This is a genomic window from Lentibacillus amyloliquefaciens (genome assembly GCF_001307805.1).
Classification (GTDB): Bacteria; Bacillota; Bacilli; order Bacillales; family Amphibacillaceae; genus Lentibacillus; species Lentibacillus amyloliquefaciens.
On sequence record NZ_CP013862.1, the window covers coordinates 441,978 to 458,411 of the forward strand.

Annotated in this window: 15 protein-coding genes, 2 pseudogenes and 1 riboswitch; of the genes and pseudogenes, 12 read left to right on the forward strand and 5 right to left on the reverse strand. The window is 42.5% G+C overall.

Translation table 11 applies throughout. The features are described from left to right. Positions 1-53: 53 nt before the first annotated feature. From AOX59_RS02225 to tenI, 5 genes are read right to left on the reverse strand one after another with little or no spacing between them, the layout of a single operon-like run. On the reverse strand, positions 54-1,070 hold the full coding sequence (locus tag AOX59_RS02225) for a thiazole biosynthesis adenylyltransferase ThiF (RefSeq protein ID WP_068441229.1): 1,017 nt from the start codon (positions 1,068-1,070) through the stop codon (positions 54-56). Next, a complete protein-coding gene (locus tag AOX59_RS02230) occupies positions 1,070-1,834 on the reverse strand; it encodes a thiazole synthase (protein WP_068441232.1) in 765 nt (254 codons plus the stop codon). The genes AOX59_RS02225 and AOX59_RS02230 overlap by 1 nt, the downstream gene beginning before the upstream one ends. A 1-nt stretch (position 1,835) precedes the next feature. Beyond that, entirely contained in the window at positions 1,836-2,039 is a 204-nt protein-coding gene (thiS, locus tag AOX59_RS02235) for a sulfur carrier protein ThiS (RefSeq protein WP_068441233.1), read from the reverse strand. Further along, entirely contained in the window at positions 2,036-3,151 is a 1,116-nt protein-coding gene (thiO, locus tag AOX59_RS02240; RefSeq protein ID WP_068441236.1) for a glycine oxidase ThiO, read from the reverse strand. Before thiO ends, thiS begins: the two co-directional genes overlap by 4 nt. Beyond that, positions 3,144-3,791 carry a thiazole tautomerase TenI gene (gene tenI, locus AOX59_RS02245; RefSeq protein WP_082684090.1) on the reverse strand — a complete coding sequence of 216 codons (648 nt, stop codon included), beginning with the start codon at positions 3,789-3,791 and terminating at the stop codon, positions 3,144-3,146. Before tenI ends, thiO begins: the two co-directional genes overlap by 8 nt. A gap of 96 nt (positions 3,792-3,887) precedes the next feature. After that, positions 3,888-3,998: riboswitch (TPP riboswitch) on the reverse strand. Positions 3,999-4,340: 342 nt separating this feature from the next. Between tenI and AOX59_RS02250 the strand changes: the two genes are divergently transcribed. The 12 genes and pseudogenes from AOX59_RS02250 to AOX59_RS19075 form a co-directional block, all read left to right on the forward strand. After that, positions 4,341-4,850, forward strand: coding sequence for a GNAT family N-acetyltransferase (locus tag AOX59_RS02250; RefSeq protein WP_068441241.1), 510 nt, complete (start codon positions 4,341-4,343; stop codon positions 4,848-4,850). A gap of 425 nt (positions 4,851-5,275) precedes the next feature. Continuing rightward, positions 5,276-5,422, forward strand: a pseudogene (locus AOX59_RS20770) (IS5/IS1182 family transposase); the annotation flags it as partial. Between the two features lie 503 nt (positions 5,423-5,925). Continuing rightward, positions 5,926-6,480, forward strand: a complete 555-nt coding sequence (locus AOX59_RS02255; protein ID WP_068441244.1) for a biotin transporter BioY — start codon at positions 5,926-5,928, stop codon at positions 6,478-6,480. A 2-nt stretch (positions 6,481-6,482) separates the two neighbouring features. Further along, a complete protein-coding gene (locus AOX59_RS02260) occupies positions 6,483-7,973 on the forward strand; it encodes an AMP-binding protein (protein ID WP_068441247.1) in 1,491 nt (496 codons plus the stop codon). After that, positions 7,970-9,121 (forward strand): thiolase family protein, encoded by a 1,152-nt coding sequence (locus tag AOX59_RS02265; protein WP_068441250.1) that lies wholly within the window; start codon positions 7,970-7,972, stop codon positions 9,119-9,121. The genes AOX59_RS02260 and AOX59_RS02265 overlap by 4 nt, the downstream gene beginning before the upstream one ends. Then, a complete protein-coding gene (locus tag AOX59_RS02270; RefSeq protein WP_068441253.1) occupies positions 9,122-9,478 on the forward strand; it encodes a hypothetical protein in 357 nt (118 codons plus the stop codon). A gap of 439 nt (positions 9,479-9,917) precedes the next feature. Continuing rightward, positions 9,918-10,259 (forward strand): MaoC family dehydratase, encoded by a 342-nt coding sequence (locus AOX59_RS02275; RefSeq protein ID WP_068441255.1) that lies wholly within the window; start codon positions 9,918-9,920, stop codon positions 10,257-10,259. A gap of 29 nt (positions 10,260-10,288) precedes the next feature. Beyond that, positions 10,289-11,089, forward strand: coding sequence for an ATP-binding cassette domain-containing protein (locus AOX59_RS02280; protein WP_068441258.1), 801 nt, complete (start codon positions 10,289-10,291; stop codon positions 11,087-11,089). Further along, entirely contained in the window at positions 11,074-11,928 is an 855-nt protein-coding gene (locus tag AOX59_RS02285) for an ATP-binding cassette domain-containing protein (protein ID WP_068441261.1), read from the forward strand. The genes AOX59_RS02280 and AOX59_RS02285 overlap by 16 nt, the downstream gene beginning before the upstream one ends. Beyond that, positions 11,921-12,727, forward strand: a complete 807-nt coding sequence (locus AOX59_RS02290) for an energy-coupling factor transporter transmembrane component T family protein (RefSeq protein WP_068441264.1) — start codon at positions 11,921-11,923, stop codon at positions 12,725-12,727. Before AOX59_RS02285 ends, AOX59_RS02290 begins: the two co-directional genes overlap by 8 nt. Before the next feature lie 582 nt (positions 12,728-13,309). Continuing rightward, positions 13,310-15,646 (forward strand): molybdopterin-dependent oxidoreductase, encoded by a 2,337-nt coding sequence (locus AOX59_RS02295; RefSeq protein WP_068441267.1) that lies wholly within the window; start codon positions 13,310-13,312, stop codon positions 15,644-15,646. A gap of 65 nt (positions 15,647-15,711) precedes the next feature. Continuing rightward, positions 15,712-16,203 (forward strand): annotated as a pseudogene (locus AOX59_RS19075) (IS1634 family transposase); the annotation flags it as partial. Positions 16,204-16,434 lie beyond the last annotated feature (231 nt).

Below are 16,434 nucleotides of genomic sequence, written 5' to 3' on the forward strand. Positions count from 1 at the left end.
TACCGTATTGTTTTGAATGCTGATAAAAAAAGCGACTGTACATCGTAAACCTTTTAACCAAAATACCGGTGATAAAGTGATTTGGCCTGAGCGACATTATTGGTTCCATGGACCAAGACACGGCCATCCTGAAATAGCACAAGCCGGTTGGCATCAACGGCAAATGACAACAGGAACTGGTTTTGCTCGACTTTTCCCAATTGGGACAGGTGATCAGCCATTTCCGGCAAATCCGGTTTTTTGGCTGATTGCGGCCGGATTTGCACCGTATCTCTTCCGCATAATACAGCCGTTTTGGTCTGGTTTTCATAATCCAGAAACGGATAGGTTGGCGACGCTCCACATGACGAACAGTTGTCGCTTTTTAGCGTCTGAACATTTATTGAAGCTTGCTGGTTGCTCCACAGATCGAAGGATACAAGTTTATCGCGTAAAGCATCCCGGTTTTCGGTTAAAATTTTCAATGCTTCTGCTGTTTGGTGTGCCGTCACCAATTGGACGATCGGACTGATAATGCCAGCTGTGTCACAGGTTAATCCGCCGAGAGGAACCTGCTCGATCATACAATGCAGACATGGTGATTGATCCGGTATAATTGTGTAACTGATGCCATAACTGCTGACAACCGCCCCGTATATCCAGGGAATGTTGTATTTCTGGGCAGTATCGTTCATAATCATTCGAATGTCGAAATTATCTGTGGCATCGAGCATTAAGTCAACACCCTCTACAAGCTGCTCTAATTCGTTCGGTGTCACATCTGTAACGTGAGATTCGATGGTCACGTCACGATTAATGGCTTCCAGTTTGCTTTTGGCTGCAATCGCTTTTGGAAGCCGGTTCTCCGCATCATTCTCGGTGTAAAGTTGCTGACGCTGAAGATTGCTCCATTCAACATAATCCCTGTCTGCAATGGTTATTTTACCGGCGCCGGCACGGGCAAGCATCTCTGCAATACTGGTACCCAGAGCTCCGGCACCGATGATGAGGACATGCTTCTGATGTAAATGACGCTGGCCTTCATTGCCGATGGGTGAAAATAATATTTGTCTGGAATAGCGTTCTTTCATCAGACACTGATCCCTTCCTGTGGGCTACTGGCAGTCGCATATCGCTTTTTGGGAATCCGGCCAGCTTCATAACCAAGTCGTCCTGCCAGAACAGCACGTTTCATCGCCTCAGCCATTTTGACAGGGTCTTCAGCTCCGGAGACAGCTGTGTTTAACAGAATACCATCTGCACCGAGTTCCATGGCTGTCACAACATCTTTCGGGGACCCGATTCCCGCATCGACAATCACCGGGACACCCGACTGCTCGATAATCAAGCTTAAGTTAAGCGGATTGATAATCCCCTGCCCCGAGCCAATTGGTGACGCGCCGGGCATGATCGCATGTGCGCCCAATTTTTCCAATTTTCCGGCAAGAACGACATCATCGGACGTATAAGGGAGGACCGTGAATCCTTCGTTGAGCAATTCCTCAGTTGCCTTCAATGTTTCCACAGGGTCCGGCAGCAATGTTTTCTTATCCCCGATAACCTCGACTTTAATCATGTCACAAAGACCGGATGCATGTGCCAGCTTGGCTGTCCTTACAGCTTCCTTAGCAGTGTATGCGCCGGCTGTGTTCGGTAATAGGTCGTAGTTTTTGACATCGATTTTTTCCAATAAGTTGGGCTGTGATGGTTCAAAAATATCCATGCGGCGAACGGAGAAGGTTAAAATGTCTGTTTCCGACACATCAACAGCCTGTTTTTGTACATCAACATTCGGGTATTTTCCGGTTCCCAGCAGTAAGCGGGATTGAAACGATTTGTTGCCAATGGTTAACATATCAGCCACCTCCTACAAAATTGACCAATTCCAGTTTATCGCCATCCGCAACATTTGTTGTCGAATGGGTTTCCTTATCCAAGATTTCACCGTTATATTCAACGATGACCACTGGCTGATCAGCTGCAAAGTGATTAATAACATCCGAAATCGTCCTTATATGCTCCGGTAATTGAACCGTCGAACCGTTAATTAAGAGATTCATAGATTAACCTCCTTATGTGATAGTTGCTGAAGTCGAAAGGTATCATTGACAGGTTTTCCTTCGATATAATCTGCCATCAGCGAACCAGTAATCGGTGCTAATAAAATACCGTTTCGAAAATGTCCGGCTGCCACCCATAATCCGTTAATTTCAGGATGTTCGCCCATATAGGGCAATCCTGTTTTCGTTTGTGGCCTGTGACCGGTCCACGCCTTTTCCCATTTTGCATTTCTGAGTTCAGGGATCAGACCAATGGCACGCTTCATCAGTGAATGCAGACCGTCCAGCCGTACGGACTCATCTAGACTATTGGGCTTTTGTGTAGCGCCGATAATGAATCTGCCGCCGGACTTCGGTACAACATAACACCCCGGTGAAAATATACTGGATGTCATCAAATGATCATCATGATAAACGGAAAAACATTCGCCTTTTACCGGGTACAGATCCAATAGCAGATCGGTTTTTTTCAAAAGCTCCCGGCTCCATACCCCGCCTGCTGTAATAACTGTTTTGGCTAAGATTGTGCGGGTAGTTGTTTTGACGCCGGTTATACGACTGTTCTCGGTTAAAAAATCCTGTACTTCCGTATTTTCCAGAATCTCTGCCCCTAATTTAACAGCCGAATGCGCCAGCGCTTTCGTTAACAGTGGTGCATTGACCTGACCGTCATTAGGTATATAAAGTGCCCCTGCCACGGAATCAGCAGAAAGTTTCGGTTCTTTTTCGTTCAGTTGTTCACGGGATAGCCATTTTGCGTCTTCACCTGAATTCTGCTGACGTTCAGCAGTCTGTTTTAACTGTTTTGATTCTCCTTCCGTTCGGGCGAGTCGGATTATGCCGCTTTGAATCAGCTCGATATCGATTCCGCTGAGTGATTTTAGCTCTTGGGCTAATAAAGGAAACATTGCTCTGCTTTGACGTCCAAGTAATGAAAGCGGATTGTCGGTACCCACTTCATTTTGGGCGCCCAACATGCCTGCTGCGGCTCTGGATGTTTTCTGTCCGATTGCATCTTTTTCGATGATGAGAACATGATAATGGCGTTTGCTTAACTGAAAGGCAATCGAACTTCCAATAACACCGCCGCCAACAATAATGACATCATACATTTCGCTCACCGCCTTTCTGCAATGCCTCATTATAGGCTGCTGCTTTTTCAAGAGGATTTTTGGCCATTAGTATTCCGGATAATACTGCAATTCCGCTTGCTCCAGCTTGCATGACATCCGGTGTGTTTTCCGGTGTGATCCCGCCAATTGCCAGGACGGGAATGTTGACGTGTTGAACAACTTTTCTTAATTCTGTCAGCCCTTTAGGTGGTAAGCCGGGTTTTGACCGGGTTCTGAATACGTGACCGAAAACTAAATAATCAGCACCATGACGCCAGGCATAAATGGCCTCTTGTACCGAGTGGACAGAACAGCCAATATTAAGATTGGGGTAAGTACGACGAACAGTCTCTTGATCAATGCTGGCATGAGTGAGTTGCACGCCTTTAGTGTTCATGTCATGGGCAATTGCCACACGATGATTGACAACAAGTTTATCCATCGGCACACCTTTGGAATGAAGCAGCTGGATGGTTTGAATCATTTTTTTATCGGACCATGATTTCTCCCGAAGATGAATAACATCTGCCTGGTGAACGATCTGTTCGGTTATTGCCGTCAGTTCTTCCGGGGATTGCTGCCCGGTTGAGATGACATGGAGTTTTCCGATAGTTGCCTCACATTTTTGAACACGGTCCACTGACACAGCTCCTTTACCACTTTGAAAACATTAAAAAAACCACTTTCCTGATGGGAGGAAAGTGGTTTTGAACGTATAGTTGGTTATAGAATGGTAATTATCGTTCGGTCACTTCCCTTCGCCGGCATCAACCGTATCAGGTTCAAAGGGTCTTAAAGTTCATCACTTTAATCTCAGCCTTTTTAAAAGGCACCCCTAGTGATTTTTCAATTGTTAGTTAAATTGTAACATCGATAAAACCATTGTCAATGGTTCAAATTTTCTATCACATTGAGGTGCTGTGAAGTTAATAAGATCACTGTGTGGAGGACAGGATGGGTCGCTCAAACAAAGGCACGTAAGACTGCGGCAATGGCGGCCACAGAACCGATACCGGTGGCTATGTTCCTTTTATCGGGCGCTTTTCCCTAATAAGGATTAGCTCAATATCACGTATAAGGGGCCACATTGCGAAATAAGGTTAGATCATTTCTTTGCATTTTTTTTAGCTGAAATCGAGATAACTGACTTGTGTATTAAGATAAAGCAATTCTTTTTGGGTGCGACAAAATGGACGATTCAATTCATAATACATTTGAAAGCGTTAGAACAGAAAATCTGTTTCTTCGAATACCAGAGGAAGAAGATTTGCATTCTGTTTTTTCGATTGAAGGAAACCCTGCCACAAATAAATATCGACCTGCTGGCCCGATGAAAGACATTAACGAAGCAGAAGAAACTTTAAAAGAATGGAGAAACAACTGGGAAATTTACGGATACTGGGCGGTTATTTTACCATCCTCACCGGAAATAATTGGATTCGACGGCATCAGACGAGAAAACTGGAAAAACCGGAATATATTAAACCTTTATTACAGGTTTTCACCTAAGGCTTGGGGTCGTGGGAATGCGAAAGAAGTGGCTGGAACTGCTGTTGAAATGGCAGACGTTTACCTCCCCAATTTACCGGTTGTGGCGCGTATTCGCTCTGTTAATAAACCAACTATACGAGTAGCTGAAAGAGTTGGCCTTCAGCATTGTTCTAACAGTTTCTCCTCAGCTAAGAAGTTTAAATATTAAAGAACAGTAGTTATTTTGACTTACAAAGTGCAAATAGAGCACAGGTTAAAAACCTTTCTTCAAAGTATGGCAAAGAAGAGAAAGAAAAGTAAATACAAAAGTCAAATAAGATGTATGTTCGATAAATTTTTGAGTGATTGCAAATATCATTATTCAATTATACGGGCGCGCGCGACAAGTTCTGCTATAAGCGCTTCACAGCGTGAAATGCAAGGAATTCATTTTCATAGATTCTAACTTTGCAACGGAGGATAGGAATGATGAAACCAGGTTTTCTGAAACTATCCCATCAATATTCCTGCGTGCGTTATGAATGACAGTTCATGGGGTACGAAGCACAGGTAGAGTCGGCAGAAGGAAGGCTAAAGCCATTCCAATTGGAAAAGGTATGTTAACTGATATGCCCGTCTGTACAAAAAGAGCGGCAGGAAGCCTATCCGCGTTACCTTGTGCACAACCTGGCAGACGTTGAATCAGGGATTATTTTGAAAACTGACGCAAGTATTGCTTCCGGTACAGCCGAAAGAGAAATAAGCCAACAACAGCTAAACGCTATCCGTTTTCAGCATCCACAAATCCATATACAGATATTTTCAGGTGACAAGGCATATGGCGCACCGGCGTATGGCTTATCTATTTTCTCAAGGCATCATGCCTTTGATTTCGCTGCGGGACCATGAGTTGGAAGAAGTTCCGACTTGGCAAAGGGAAACCCACAACCCTGAACACCAAAGAAAACGGCAGGAAAAAATCGATAAAGTGAGGACTGAAAATTAAGAAAAACAAATTCAGAATGACGGCAACTACTAGGACATCCAGAACAAGCGTGTTCAGCGTGAACATGGCTTCGCTGAGGCCAAGGCAATGCATGGGGTAGACCGTGCCAACAGCAGAGGGCCGGACTGTATGTAGGAGCAGGCACTATGTACCGCCATAAAAACAGTAGTTTTTCACGAGTCTTCTAAAGTATTTATAACACTCATTTGTAAACCGTATTAAATAACGGGTTTACAAATGAGTGATTACTAAATACAATAGATAGTATCTTTTTATAATCTAAATGGGGGGAGAAGATATGTCTACAAAAGAAATGGTTTACATAGCGTTATTTGCCGCGTTGATTGGTGTGCTGGGTATAATTCCACCGATTCCGCTAGGATTTATTCCTGTGCCAATTACTGCACAAACTTTGGGTGTCATGCTGGCAGGCTGCTTTTTAGGAAGGAAAATGGGAGCGCTAAGTTTAGTGTTATTTATTGTTTTAATTGCGATTGGCTTACCGCTGTTAACAGGTGGACGTGGAGGTTTTTCTGTGCTGGTCGGTCCTTCTGCCGGTTATATTCTCAGCTGGCCAATTGCAGCTTATCTAATTGGTTACTTTGTTGAAAAGATTTGGAGTAAATTAGCTGTGTGGAAGGTAATTGCTATTAACATTTTGTTTGGTGTGATACTTGTTAGTTTAATTGGTGCGCCTGTTATGGCAATAATTACAGGTACTTCTGTATGGGCAGGGCTTGTTGGTGCAACGGTGTTCCTGCCTGGGGACTGTCTGAAAGCAGTTATTGCTGCTTTCATTGCAGTGCAATTAAAACCGGTCAGTCCAATGGAAGAGAAAACTCAGGGAGTGTAAGTATGCAAATGAAATCATGGAATGTAATGGATGCTATTATTCAACACGCAAAAAAATCACCTGACAAAATTGCGATTTGTGAAAGAGGGAAAACATGTACATATGCCGATCTTCTTCATCAAGTGAGAAAAGTTTCCTGTGGGTTAAAGAAAAATAAAGGAGTAAATGACAGAGTTGTGATTATCTCCGATAATTGTATAGAGTATGCGGAAGTATTTCTTGGTGCAATCTATGCCGGCTGTATCCCGGTAGTGCTTGATCCCAAATGGAGTCAAAAAGAAATGATTCAAGTATTAGACAATAACAATCTTTCACTTCTTTTTGGGGACAAATATAAGCTTATGAAAATCCCTGATAAAACCATGCAAACAAAGATTTCTTTTCAAGAAGATAAGGATATCACTTCCTATAGTACATGGCTAGCTTCACAAACAGAAGATACTGTTATGGAAACGAATGAAATGCTATTCATAGGCTATACCTCTGGAACAACCGGGAAACCAAAAGGGTTTATGCGAAGTCACCAATCATGGATTAAAAGTTTTGAATCAGGTATAGACGTATTTAGGTTTAAAGAGAACGATCATTTTATCGCGCCGGGTTCCTTTGCTCATTCTCTATCATTGTTTGTGCTTATACAGAGCTTATATCTTGGTGGTACGTTTCATATGGTTCGTAAATTCAATGCGGAAAAAGTGGCTGCTATATGCAATCAGTACAAAGATATTATTTTGTTTGTTGTTCCTACGATGATTCAATCATTAATCGAGAGTACAATAAATGAAGCGGACATTAAGAGATTGATCAGTTCGGGTTCGAGGTGGACTGCAGCTATGAAGAAACAGGCTATTAAACGATTTGGCAAAACAAAGTTATTTGAGTTCTATGGTACCTCGGAGGCAAGTTATATTAGCTACCTGGATGTCTCAGAAGAAACCGGCTTAAATTCTGCAGGGAGGATTTTTCCTGGAGTTGAAATCTGTGTATGTGATGAAAATGGATGGGAACATGACAGAGGGGAAGTGGGGCAGCTCAGGGTAAAAAGCGAAATGGTTTTCACTGGCTATGATCACATGCCTGAAGAGACTAAAGCTGTTTTTCATGATGGCTGGCTTTTATTAGGAGATTATGGCTATCTGGATGAAAATAATCAATTATATCTAAGCGGACGAAAGAAGAATATGATTATTACGGGCGGATTGAATGTTTTCCCTGAAGAAGTGGAAACTGTTCTTAAGCAAATCCCGGAAGTTAAGGAATCCATGGTGTTTGGCATTCCCGATCTACACTGGGGTGAAAAAGTTGGTGCCATTGTTTCCTGGAAAGGCGAAAGGGAACTTTCAACTGTTAATTTGAGAAAATATTGTTCTGATTTTTTGGCAGCATATAAAATCCCTAAAAAGGTAATGACGGTTGATTCCTTTGTCTATACAGGCGGCGGTAAGGTAGCGCGTAAGGCGATGGAAGACCAAATGAGGGGTGTGCTCTCATGACAGAATGTGTTTTCGTGACAGCTAAACGAACCCCAATAGGCAAAAAGGGGGGAGTACTGAAGTCACTTGATCCGGAAAAACTTCTATCGCCACTCATTGAGAGAATCATGACTGAAAGTGGACTAGCTGCTGAATCAGTAGCTGATGTCATTGCTGGGAATGTGGTAGGTCCAGGGGGAAACATTTCCCGCGTGTCATTACTTAATGCTGGGCTGCCTGTTACTGTACCGGGGGTAACAATTGATAGGCAATGCGGGTCCGGACTTGAGGCAATTCAACTTGCAGCACGTCACATTCAAAGCGGTGCGGGTGAAATTTATCTGGCGGGCGGTACAGAAAGCACGAGTCGGGAACCGTGGAAACTGGCAAGACCAAAGCATATGTCAGGCACACCCACATTATATGAGCGTGCCCCTTTCACACCACCTTCTTATGGTGACCCTGATATGGGGATTGCGGCGGAGAATGTTGCGAAAAAATATCAGATAACCAGAGAAGCACAAGATGAATACGCAGGAAAAAGTCATAAAAAAGCGATTAATGCTATAAGGAGAAAGCGTTTTTCGGATGAAATTGTTCCATTGGAAGTTACAGGGCAACTGGTGAGTGCAGATGAATGTCCACGTGATCACTCAAAATTGGAGAATATCCTGAGACGAATGCCTCCATTATTTCACAAAGACGGAAGTGTGACGGCTGGAAATGCTTGCCCGGTTAATGATGGTGCGGCATTAGTGCTGACAATGTCGAGCCAAAAATGCAAAGAACTTGGGCTGGTACCGGCTGTGCGTTTTGTGGATGCTGCAGTGGCAGGGGTAGATCCAGCCTTACTTGGCATTGGTCCTGTTCCAGCGGTAAAAAAACTGTTAAAACGACAGCAATTAACGATAGAAGATATTGATATCGTCGAATTTAACGAAGCATTTTCTTCACAAGTGCTTGCATCACTCAAAGAACTCGAAATACCGGAAGAAAAAGTAAATGTGAATGGCGGGGCTATAGCATTAGGACATCCATACGGGGCATCCGGAGCTATTTTGATGACACGATTAATGACAGAAATGAAGTACGGAAACTATAAAAGAGGTCTTGCAACCCTTGGAATAGGTGGGGGAATGGGACTGGCAGTACTAGTAGAGGCGATATGAGTGAATGAATCTCGTGAAGTTGTTATGACAGCGGAATGGGTTAGGCAATATGCACAATCTATTGAAGCACCATTAACACAAGTAAATGGTAATTACATTGCGCCGCCAACGATGATTATGCTGTTCTGGCAATTGTTTGATTCATGGAAGCAGGAAGATAGATTCCTTTTGCATGTGAAACAGACATATCATTACGTTTGTCCAATTACATCCGATATGACACTGGATTGTACGCTTACCTTAAAAAAACAAAGAAAAGTTGGTTCGGATGAGTATAAAGTTTATCTTTTAACTTGTTTCTATCAACATGAAATTATAGCGACCGCTAAGACAACATTAATGATACCAGGTGAGTAGTTTGAAAGAACCTAAAATTACATCATAAATAAAAATGTGTATAACAAATAGGCCTACTAAAAAGTAAACTTGGAAAAAAATGTAATTTCGTAAGCTTACGTTATCAATGCACATACTTAGGTTCAATACTGGAGTTTTATAACACATCCCCGTTACATTTATAGTGGATAGAACAGACATTGACTGTTTGCCCAATAATAAACTGGAATTGTTTATACAAGGATTAGTTTACGTGCTCGATGGCACACTTATTTGTTCTTGAAAAGGCAAACGGCACATCTTTAATATGCGGGCAGTATATAACTGTCACCACTCACCTCCCCGTGCTCTGTAGTGTATCTGTTTATCCAACTATATTATAGCAACTTTTAACGTGGATGGGGAGCTTCTTTCATTACATTTTTGTGCCTTGAGCACAGCGAAAGGAATGATACTTAATATGGAAAAAAGAAAGATTACGAGAGAAGCAGTTCAGCATTATGCAAATGTTTCAAAAGATAAGGCCTCTATTCATATACAAGAAATCGAAGACAATAAAAGCAGCACTAAAAAAGCTATTGCCCATGGAGCGTATATCATGGGACTCGCACAGTCATTGTACAGCATGAAGCACACGGGGCAGTGGGCAAAATCTTGCATGATGACATTTCATAACCCGGTATATGTTGATTCTAATGTATGGTTTGATTTTGTGGAGAAGAAGGACTGCATTGAAATTTTTGTGTCAGGCGAGGATTCCGAACTATTGGCAAAAGGTGTTTTAGATGTTGCAGAGTTATGAATTTGCGACCAGCAGAAAGGTGATATTTTATGATTATGTTTGATCAGGTTAGTTTTTATTATAAAAATAACAATCCGATTGTTTCCAGTCTCAACTTTTCCATAACAGAACAGGAATATGTCGCCCTTGTCGGTCAAAATGGCTGTGGGAAGTCAACCATTGCAAAATTGATGAATGGTCTTTTTACTCCCAAAAAAGGGTCTGTTGAAGTTTTTGGGATGAAAACAGCTAATAATTCATATATTCAATCCATTCGAAAGCATGTTGGATATATTTTTCAAAATCCGGAAAATCAGTTTATTACAACATCGGTTTTAGATGAAATCGTGTTTGGTCTGGAAAATATTCGGGTTCCTAAAGAGGAAATGGATGAGCGCATTAACAGGACCCTAGCAATGGTTGGAATGTCGTCATACAAGTATGCGATGCCACAATATTTATCCGGCGGGCAAAAACAAAAGATTGCTATTGCAGCTATTTTGGCTATGGAACCGAGCTATATTCTTTTTGATGAGGCGACATCTATGCTTGACCCAAAGGGGAGGCAAGATATACTCGCCATAATGCGCCAGTTGAATCAACTTGGGATAACGATTATTCATATTACCCATCATATGGAAGAGGCATTAGAAGCCAAACGTCTTCTTTTTGTTCACAAGGGTGAACTGCTATTTGATGGTTCTCCATTCCAATTTTTTACAACTACCCCCGTAACTGACTACGGACTGGATAAACCTTTTGTCTTCCGTGCATCCGAGGCACTAAATATACCTGTTGATTCCTCTCTCGATTGGAGAAAGTTGGCTGAATCTTTATGGTTTTTACATTAAAAGATATAAATGTTTGTATCGGTAAAGAAAAAATTTTACATAATATAACCTGTTCTATCTCTAGAGGGAGATGGATTTCCGTTATTGGAACATCCGGTTCAGGAAAATCAACATTGCTTAAAACGCTTAAAGGATTAGTTACGATCGACAGTGGAGAGTATTTTTTCGACAATAGGAAGATTGTACGGAAAAAAAGTATTGATACAACAGCTATTTCCGAAGTGGGATATGTTTTTCAATATCCTGAACATCAATTTTTCCAGACAACTGTATATAAAGAACTTGTGTTAGGTTTGAAGCACAAACAGTACTCGAAAAAAAGGAAGACTGAAGCTATCTCAAAAATACTGCAGCTTTTTGATCTGCCTGAAGAAATTATCACTAAATCCCCATTTCAGCTAAGTGGGGGACAGCGCAGAAAACTTGCGATTGCATCTGTCATGATAACTGAGCCTAAGATTTTACTGCTTGACGAACCAACAGCAGCACTTGATCCCATGAGTCGAAAGAAAATAGTAGAAGGAATCAAGCACTGGCAAGAAAAGGGCCATACTGTTATCTTTGTCTCCCATCATATGGAAGATGTTGCCGAGTATTCAGATGATGTGCTCGTTATGCAACGTGGCAGAATTGTTACACATATGGATGCATCAGCTTTGTTTTTCCATCATGGAAATCTTGTGGAAGAAAGCGGAATGATTCTTCCACCATCTGTTCAGCTAAAAAATAGTGTAGAAAAACTGACGAAAGAATACGTTGATATCGCCAGCTGCAGGGAAGCGGATATTTTAGCAGCGGTTCGCAAAGCAGTGACCAAGCGGGGTGAACAAATTGTCTGAGGCGATCATTCTGGGACAGTATATTGAAAAGGAGTCGATACTGCATCGGCTTGATCCGCGCACAAAGCTAGTTTCTATGATCAGTATCATGGTATGGTTTGTCATGATTCAGTCTGTGGCAGAGTATGTACTGGCCACAATCTTTATTTTTTTCCTTCTGTTCGCCTCTAATGTTTCGTTGCGATACTATTGGAAAAGTTTACGTCCAATTCTGTTCATCCTTTTGTTTACAGGTGTGTACAATGCGTTTCTTACTAAAGGGGAAATTGTCCTGTGGGAATGGTCCGTCTTCCATTTAACACAGGAAGGAATTCATCAGGGAATCCGGTTTGCGTGGAGAATTGTACTGCTCATTTTCATGGCATCTATACTTACATTCACCACAAAGCCACTAATGTTAACTGCCGGTTTAGAACGACTGCTCAAGCCATTATCCCGTTTTGGTGTTCCTGTTGAACAATTTTCCCTGATGGTTACTATTGCAATTCGTTTCATCCCGACGATTGTGAGCGAATTTGATCGTATCGTACTTGCACAAAAAGCAAGAGGAATCGATGTCAAAGAGCACTCCTTCTTTCAAAGGGTGTACTTGTATATACCCATGCTGATTCCGCTGCTTTTTTCATTAATTCAACGAGCGGAAACACTTGCGGAAGCGATTGACTCGCGTGTATATGGAAAAGGGAAAAACCGTACCAGCTATCGCAGTTTTCAGTTGTCTGCAGCCGATTACCGGGGTCTCACTATTGTACATTTATTTGTTGTTACCGGTGTATTCTGGTCAATTTATTTTGTTTAGCAGGAGCTGGTTTGACAGGGTATTTGTGGAAATGGTTCCACATAATGATATTGAGCGACAGTACTTAAAATAAGCCTTCTCCCTGATTTAAATTCGGTACTGTTTGAGTCACCACAAAGCTCATCATGTTTGCAGCCAGCCATCACGAACTTCAACAACCTGGTCACATACATCCAGAGCGTGTAGTTGGAATAACAGTAGTTTTCCACTAGTCTTCTAGATTGTGAAACATGTTTTTTGATAGCAGTAGCTGTATTTATTGAATAGGATTCTATTATATTTTCACGATAATGCTTAATTTTCATGCAAATATAACAAGTTGCAAGCTCTAATAAGGGAAATAATGGTGCTAAGCGTTATACAAAGATTAGTTTACGTGCTCGGGTTGAAAACTTATTTGTGCTTGGAAAAGGAAAACGGCACATTTTTAAAGGCGGGCAGCATAGAACTGCTTTACTCACCTCCTCGTGCTCTTTAGTGTATCTGCTTATCCATTTACATTATAGCAACTTTGACCGCGGAGGGAGAGTTTTTTCATTACATTTTTGTGCCTTGAGCACAGCGAAAGGAATGATACTTTAAATGCAAAAGAACAAAAAGGCGATGGTTGGTACTCATTGGGGAATCTATCAAGTTGAGACTAGTGACGGGGCTGTTGTTGATGTACAACCTGCGCGGACGGACTCTAATCCATCCCCCATTGGAGAACTATTGTATGATGTGATGGATAACCGTTTCCGTATTGCTCAACCTATGGTTAGAGCGGGATATTTACGAGGTGATCAAAATCATCGTCAATCTCGTGGAAAAGAACCTTTTGTACCGGTAAGTTGGGAAGAAGCACTTGAACTGGCAGCATCCGCATTAAAGGACACAAAGGAAAAGGTAGGAAATGCCGGAATCTATGGTGGATCGTATGGATGGGGGAGTGCCGGGAGATTCCACCATGCCCAAAGTCAGGTCCACCGATTCTTGAACACTATCGGGGGGTACGTCGCATCGGCGAACAATTACTCTGCCGCTGCGTGCCAAGTTATTGTTCCCCATGTAATTGGTGTGGATTATGGAACTGCAGACGATGTGGTAGAATATGGCGAGATCATCGAGAACTGCGACTTGCTCATTGCCTTCGGAGGTTTGAATCAGTATAATAACCAAGTAAAACCAGGTGGGGTCACTGACCACCACGAAAGAAATGTGATAGAAGAGATTGCGGCATCGGGAACCGAAGTCATCTCGGTCAGCCCCATTCAATCCGATATACCAAGGGATGTTGCGGCTGAGTGGATTGCTGCAAGACCTTGCTCAGACGTTGCTATTATGCTTGGAATTGCCCATTACCTTGAAGTGAACAACAAGGTCGACGTTAGATTCATTGATCGTTACACAGTCGGATATGACAAGTTCAAGGCATATCTGCTGGGGCAATCTGACGGTGTTATGAAGGATCCAGAATGGGCATCCTCCATCGCTAATATTCCTTCACAAGATATTATACGTCTCGCCGAAAAACTTGCCAATGCACGTTGTCCGTTAATAACGGTCAGCCTGTCACTGCAAAGATCAGAACATGGCGAACAACCCTTCTGGCTCGCCATCGTGCTTGCCGCTATGCTGGGATCGATAGGAAAGAAAGGTGGCGGTTTTGGACTTAGATGGGGGAGTAGTAATGGTTCAGGTTACTATCATAAAACCCCTTTTTCATGGGGTGGACTTTCGCAAGGCTGGAACCCAATCAAGCAGACGATCCCTGTTGCCCGAATTGCTGATATGCTGCTAAATCCAGGTAGCCCTTACTCATACAATGGAGAAAATAGAACCTATCCTGATATCCAACTAATCTATTGGGCTGGCGGTAATCCATTTCATCATCACCAAGATTTGAACCAACTCCGTCGTGCTTGGAGGAAGCCGAAAACCGTGATTGTTCATGATTCGACCTGGACAGCTACGGCACGTCACGCGGATATCGTATTCCCAGCAAACACCTTCCTTGAGCGTAATGATGTTATTTGCAGCAAAGATGATTATCATATTACCCCGTCGAAAAAGGTGCTGGAGAATTACGGGCAATCTCGAACTGATTATGAAATTTTCTGCGGGTTGGCTGAAAGACTGGGTGTCCTTGAAGCCTTTTCGGAAGGTCGCGATGAGACGGCATGGCTGAAAAACATTTATAAAGTTAGTAGGAATAACGCCAAACAGGCAGGTGCCGAATTGATTCCCTTTGATGAATTTTGGGAGACGGGCGAGCCTTTATATGCAGAGCCTAAGATGAAGCCAAGACGAAATAATTTTATGTCACGTTTTCTCAACGATCCTAAGGCCCATCCGCTGTCGACACCTTCCGGGAAAATCGAAATCTTCTCGAGTAGAATCGCATCCTTTAAATATGCTGACTGTACCGGGCATCCGAGATGGTTTGATAAGAATGAATGGTTAGGAGCGCCTCGAGCAAGTAGTTTTCCATTACACATGATCTCTCATCAACCACGTAATAAACTTCATAGTCAACTCGATTTCGGGGCTTTCAGCCATAAGGATAAGACAGCGGGGAGGGAGACGGTTACTATAAATCCTGCTGATGCATGTAAGCGTGGGATAACGGACGGAATGCTTGTACGGGTTTTTAATGATCGAGGTGCTTGCTTGACAGGAGCGAGACTTTCAGACGACATTATGCAAGGTGTCGTTAGTTTGCCTACAGGTGCATGGTATTGTCCAGACGATACTGAGGGACCTAATAGCCTGGAGTACCACGGCAACCCGAATGTCTTGACAGCGGACAAAGGTACTTCTTCACTAGCGCAAGGGCCAACCGCCCACAGTTGCTTGGTCGAAATCGAACCGTTTCATGGTTCTGCGCCAGAAGTTCAAGAATTGTTAATGCCCAAATTTATTTCGCGTGCGGATGTGTAAAAAACGGATTATTTGATGCATCGTTAGTATAGCTGAAACCCTTGATGTTCAAGGATTGATAAACTATAAGGGCCCATAAGTTATTTGGCCGTTATCTCCGTCAGCTGAAAGACGGTAGATTAAAACTGAACAAACAGGCGATCCGCGATGCGGAACGCTATGACGGAAAATATCTGATTCGCACATCGGATGATACGCTTTCTGTGGAGGATATAGCCCTTGGCCATAAGCAACTTATTGAGGTCGAACAGGGCTTCAGGAAGTTGAAATCAACACTATCCCTTCGTCCGATGTACCACCGTCTGGATGAGCGCATACAAACGCATATCCTGTTGAACTGGCTGGCATTACTATTGATTCGAATTGCCGAAGTGGATACCGGAGCGACCTAGCCGAGACTTCGTCAAGAGTTGGATAAGATCCATCTTGGAAAATTTTCTTCTAAAAACGGCGCCCTTTATCAGCGTACCGAATTGACGCATGAACAGCGTCTGATTCATGGGAGACTTGGGATTGAGGCTTCTTCGAAGATCTATGACATGCAGCCAAAATCCTAGTTACACACCCTTTATGTTCAAAAAACACCGCAAAGCACTATTTCTATGCCTATTTGCGGTGTTTTCGTTTACCTAGTCACTGTCGAAGTCGAGTCAAGGATAGTGTTACTGGCTTTGTAAAATTTACTGATAAGAAATAATTATAGATATTAATATGAAATAAGTATTTTTAATTATGAAAAATTCAAGTTATCCTTTTATGTAAGATACTAATTTAGGGATGGTGTATTA

What these genes read in the sequence shown, in the direction of transcription:
- AOX59_RS02280 (WP_068441258.1), top strand. Translation starts at nt 10,289, where the DNA reads ATGATTATGTTTGATCAGGTTAGTTTTTATTATAAAAATAACAATCCG.
- AOX59_RS02250 (WP_068441241.1), top strand. Translation starts at nt 4,341, where the DNA reads ATGGACGATTCAATTCATAATACATTTGAAAGCGTTAGAACAGAAAAT.
- AOX59_RS02295 (WP_068441267.1), top strand. Translation starts at nt 13,310, where the DNA reads ATGCAAAAGAACAAAAAGGCGATGGTTGGTACTCATTGGGGAATCTAT.
- AOX59_RS02230 (WP_068441232.1), bottom strand. Translation starts at nt 1,834, where the DNA reads ATGTTAACCATTGGCAACAAATCGTTTCAATCCCGCTTACTGCTGGGA.
- thiO (WP_068441236.1), bottom strand. Translation starts at nt 3,151, where the DNA reads ATGTATGATGTCATTATTGTTGGCGGCGGTGTTATTGGAAGTTCGATT.
- thiS (WP_068441233.1), bottom strand. Translation starts at nt 2,039, where the DNA reads ATGAATCTCTTAATTAACGGTTCGACGGTTCAATTACCGGAGCATATA.
- AOX59_RS02265 (WP_068441250.1), top strand. Translation starts at nt 7,970, where the DNA reads ATGACAGAATGTGTTTTCGTGACAGCTAAACGAACCCCAATAGGCAAA.
- AOX59_RS02285 (WP_068441261.1), top strand. Translation starts at nt 11,074, where the DNA reads ATGGTTTTTACATTAAAAGATATAAATGTTTGTATCGGTAAAGAAAAA.
- AOX59_RS02260 (WP_068441247.1), top strand. Translation starts at nt 6,483, where the DNA reads ATGCAAATGAAATCATGGAATGTAATGGATGCTATTATTCAACACGCA.
- AOX59_RS02275 (WP_068441255.1), top strand. Translation starts at nt 9,918, where the DNA reads ATGGAAAAAAGAAAGATTACGAGAGAAGCAGTTCAGCATTATGCAAAT.
- AOX59_RS02225 (WP_068441229.1), bottom strand. Translation starts at nt 1,070, where the DNA reads ATGAAAGAACGCTATTCCAGACAAATATTATTTTCACCCATCGGCAAT.
- AOX59_RS02255 (WP_068441244.1), top strand. Translation starts at nt 5,926, where the DNA reads ATGTCTACAAAAGAAATGGTTTACATAGCGTTATTTGCCGCGTTGATT.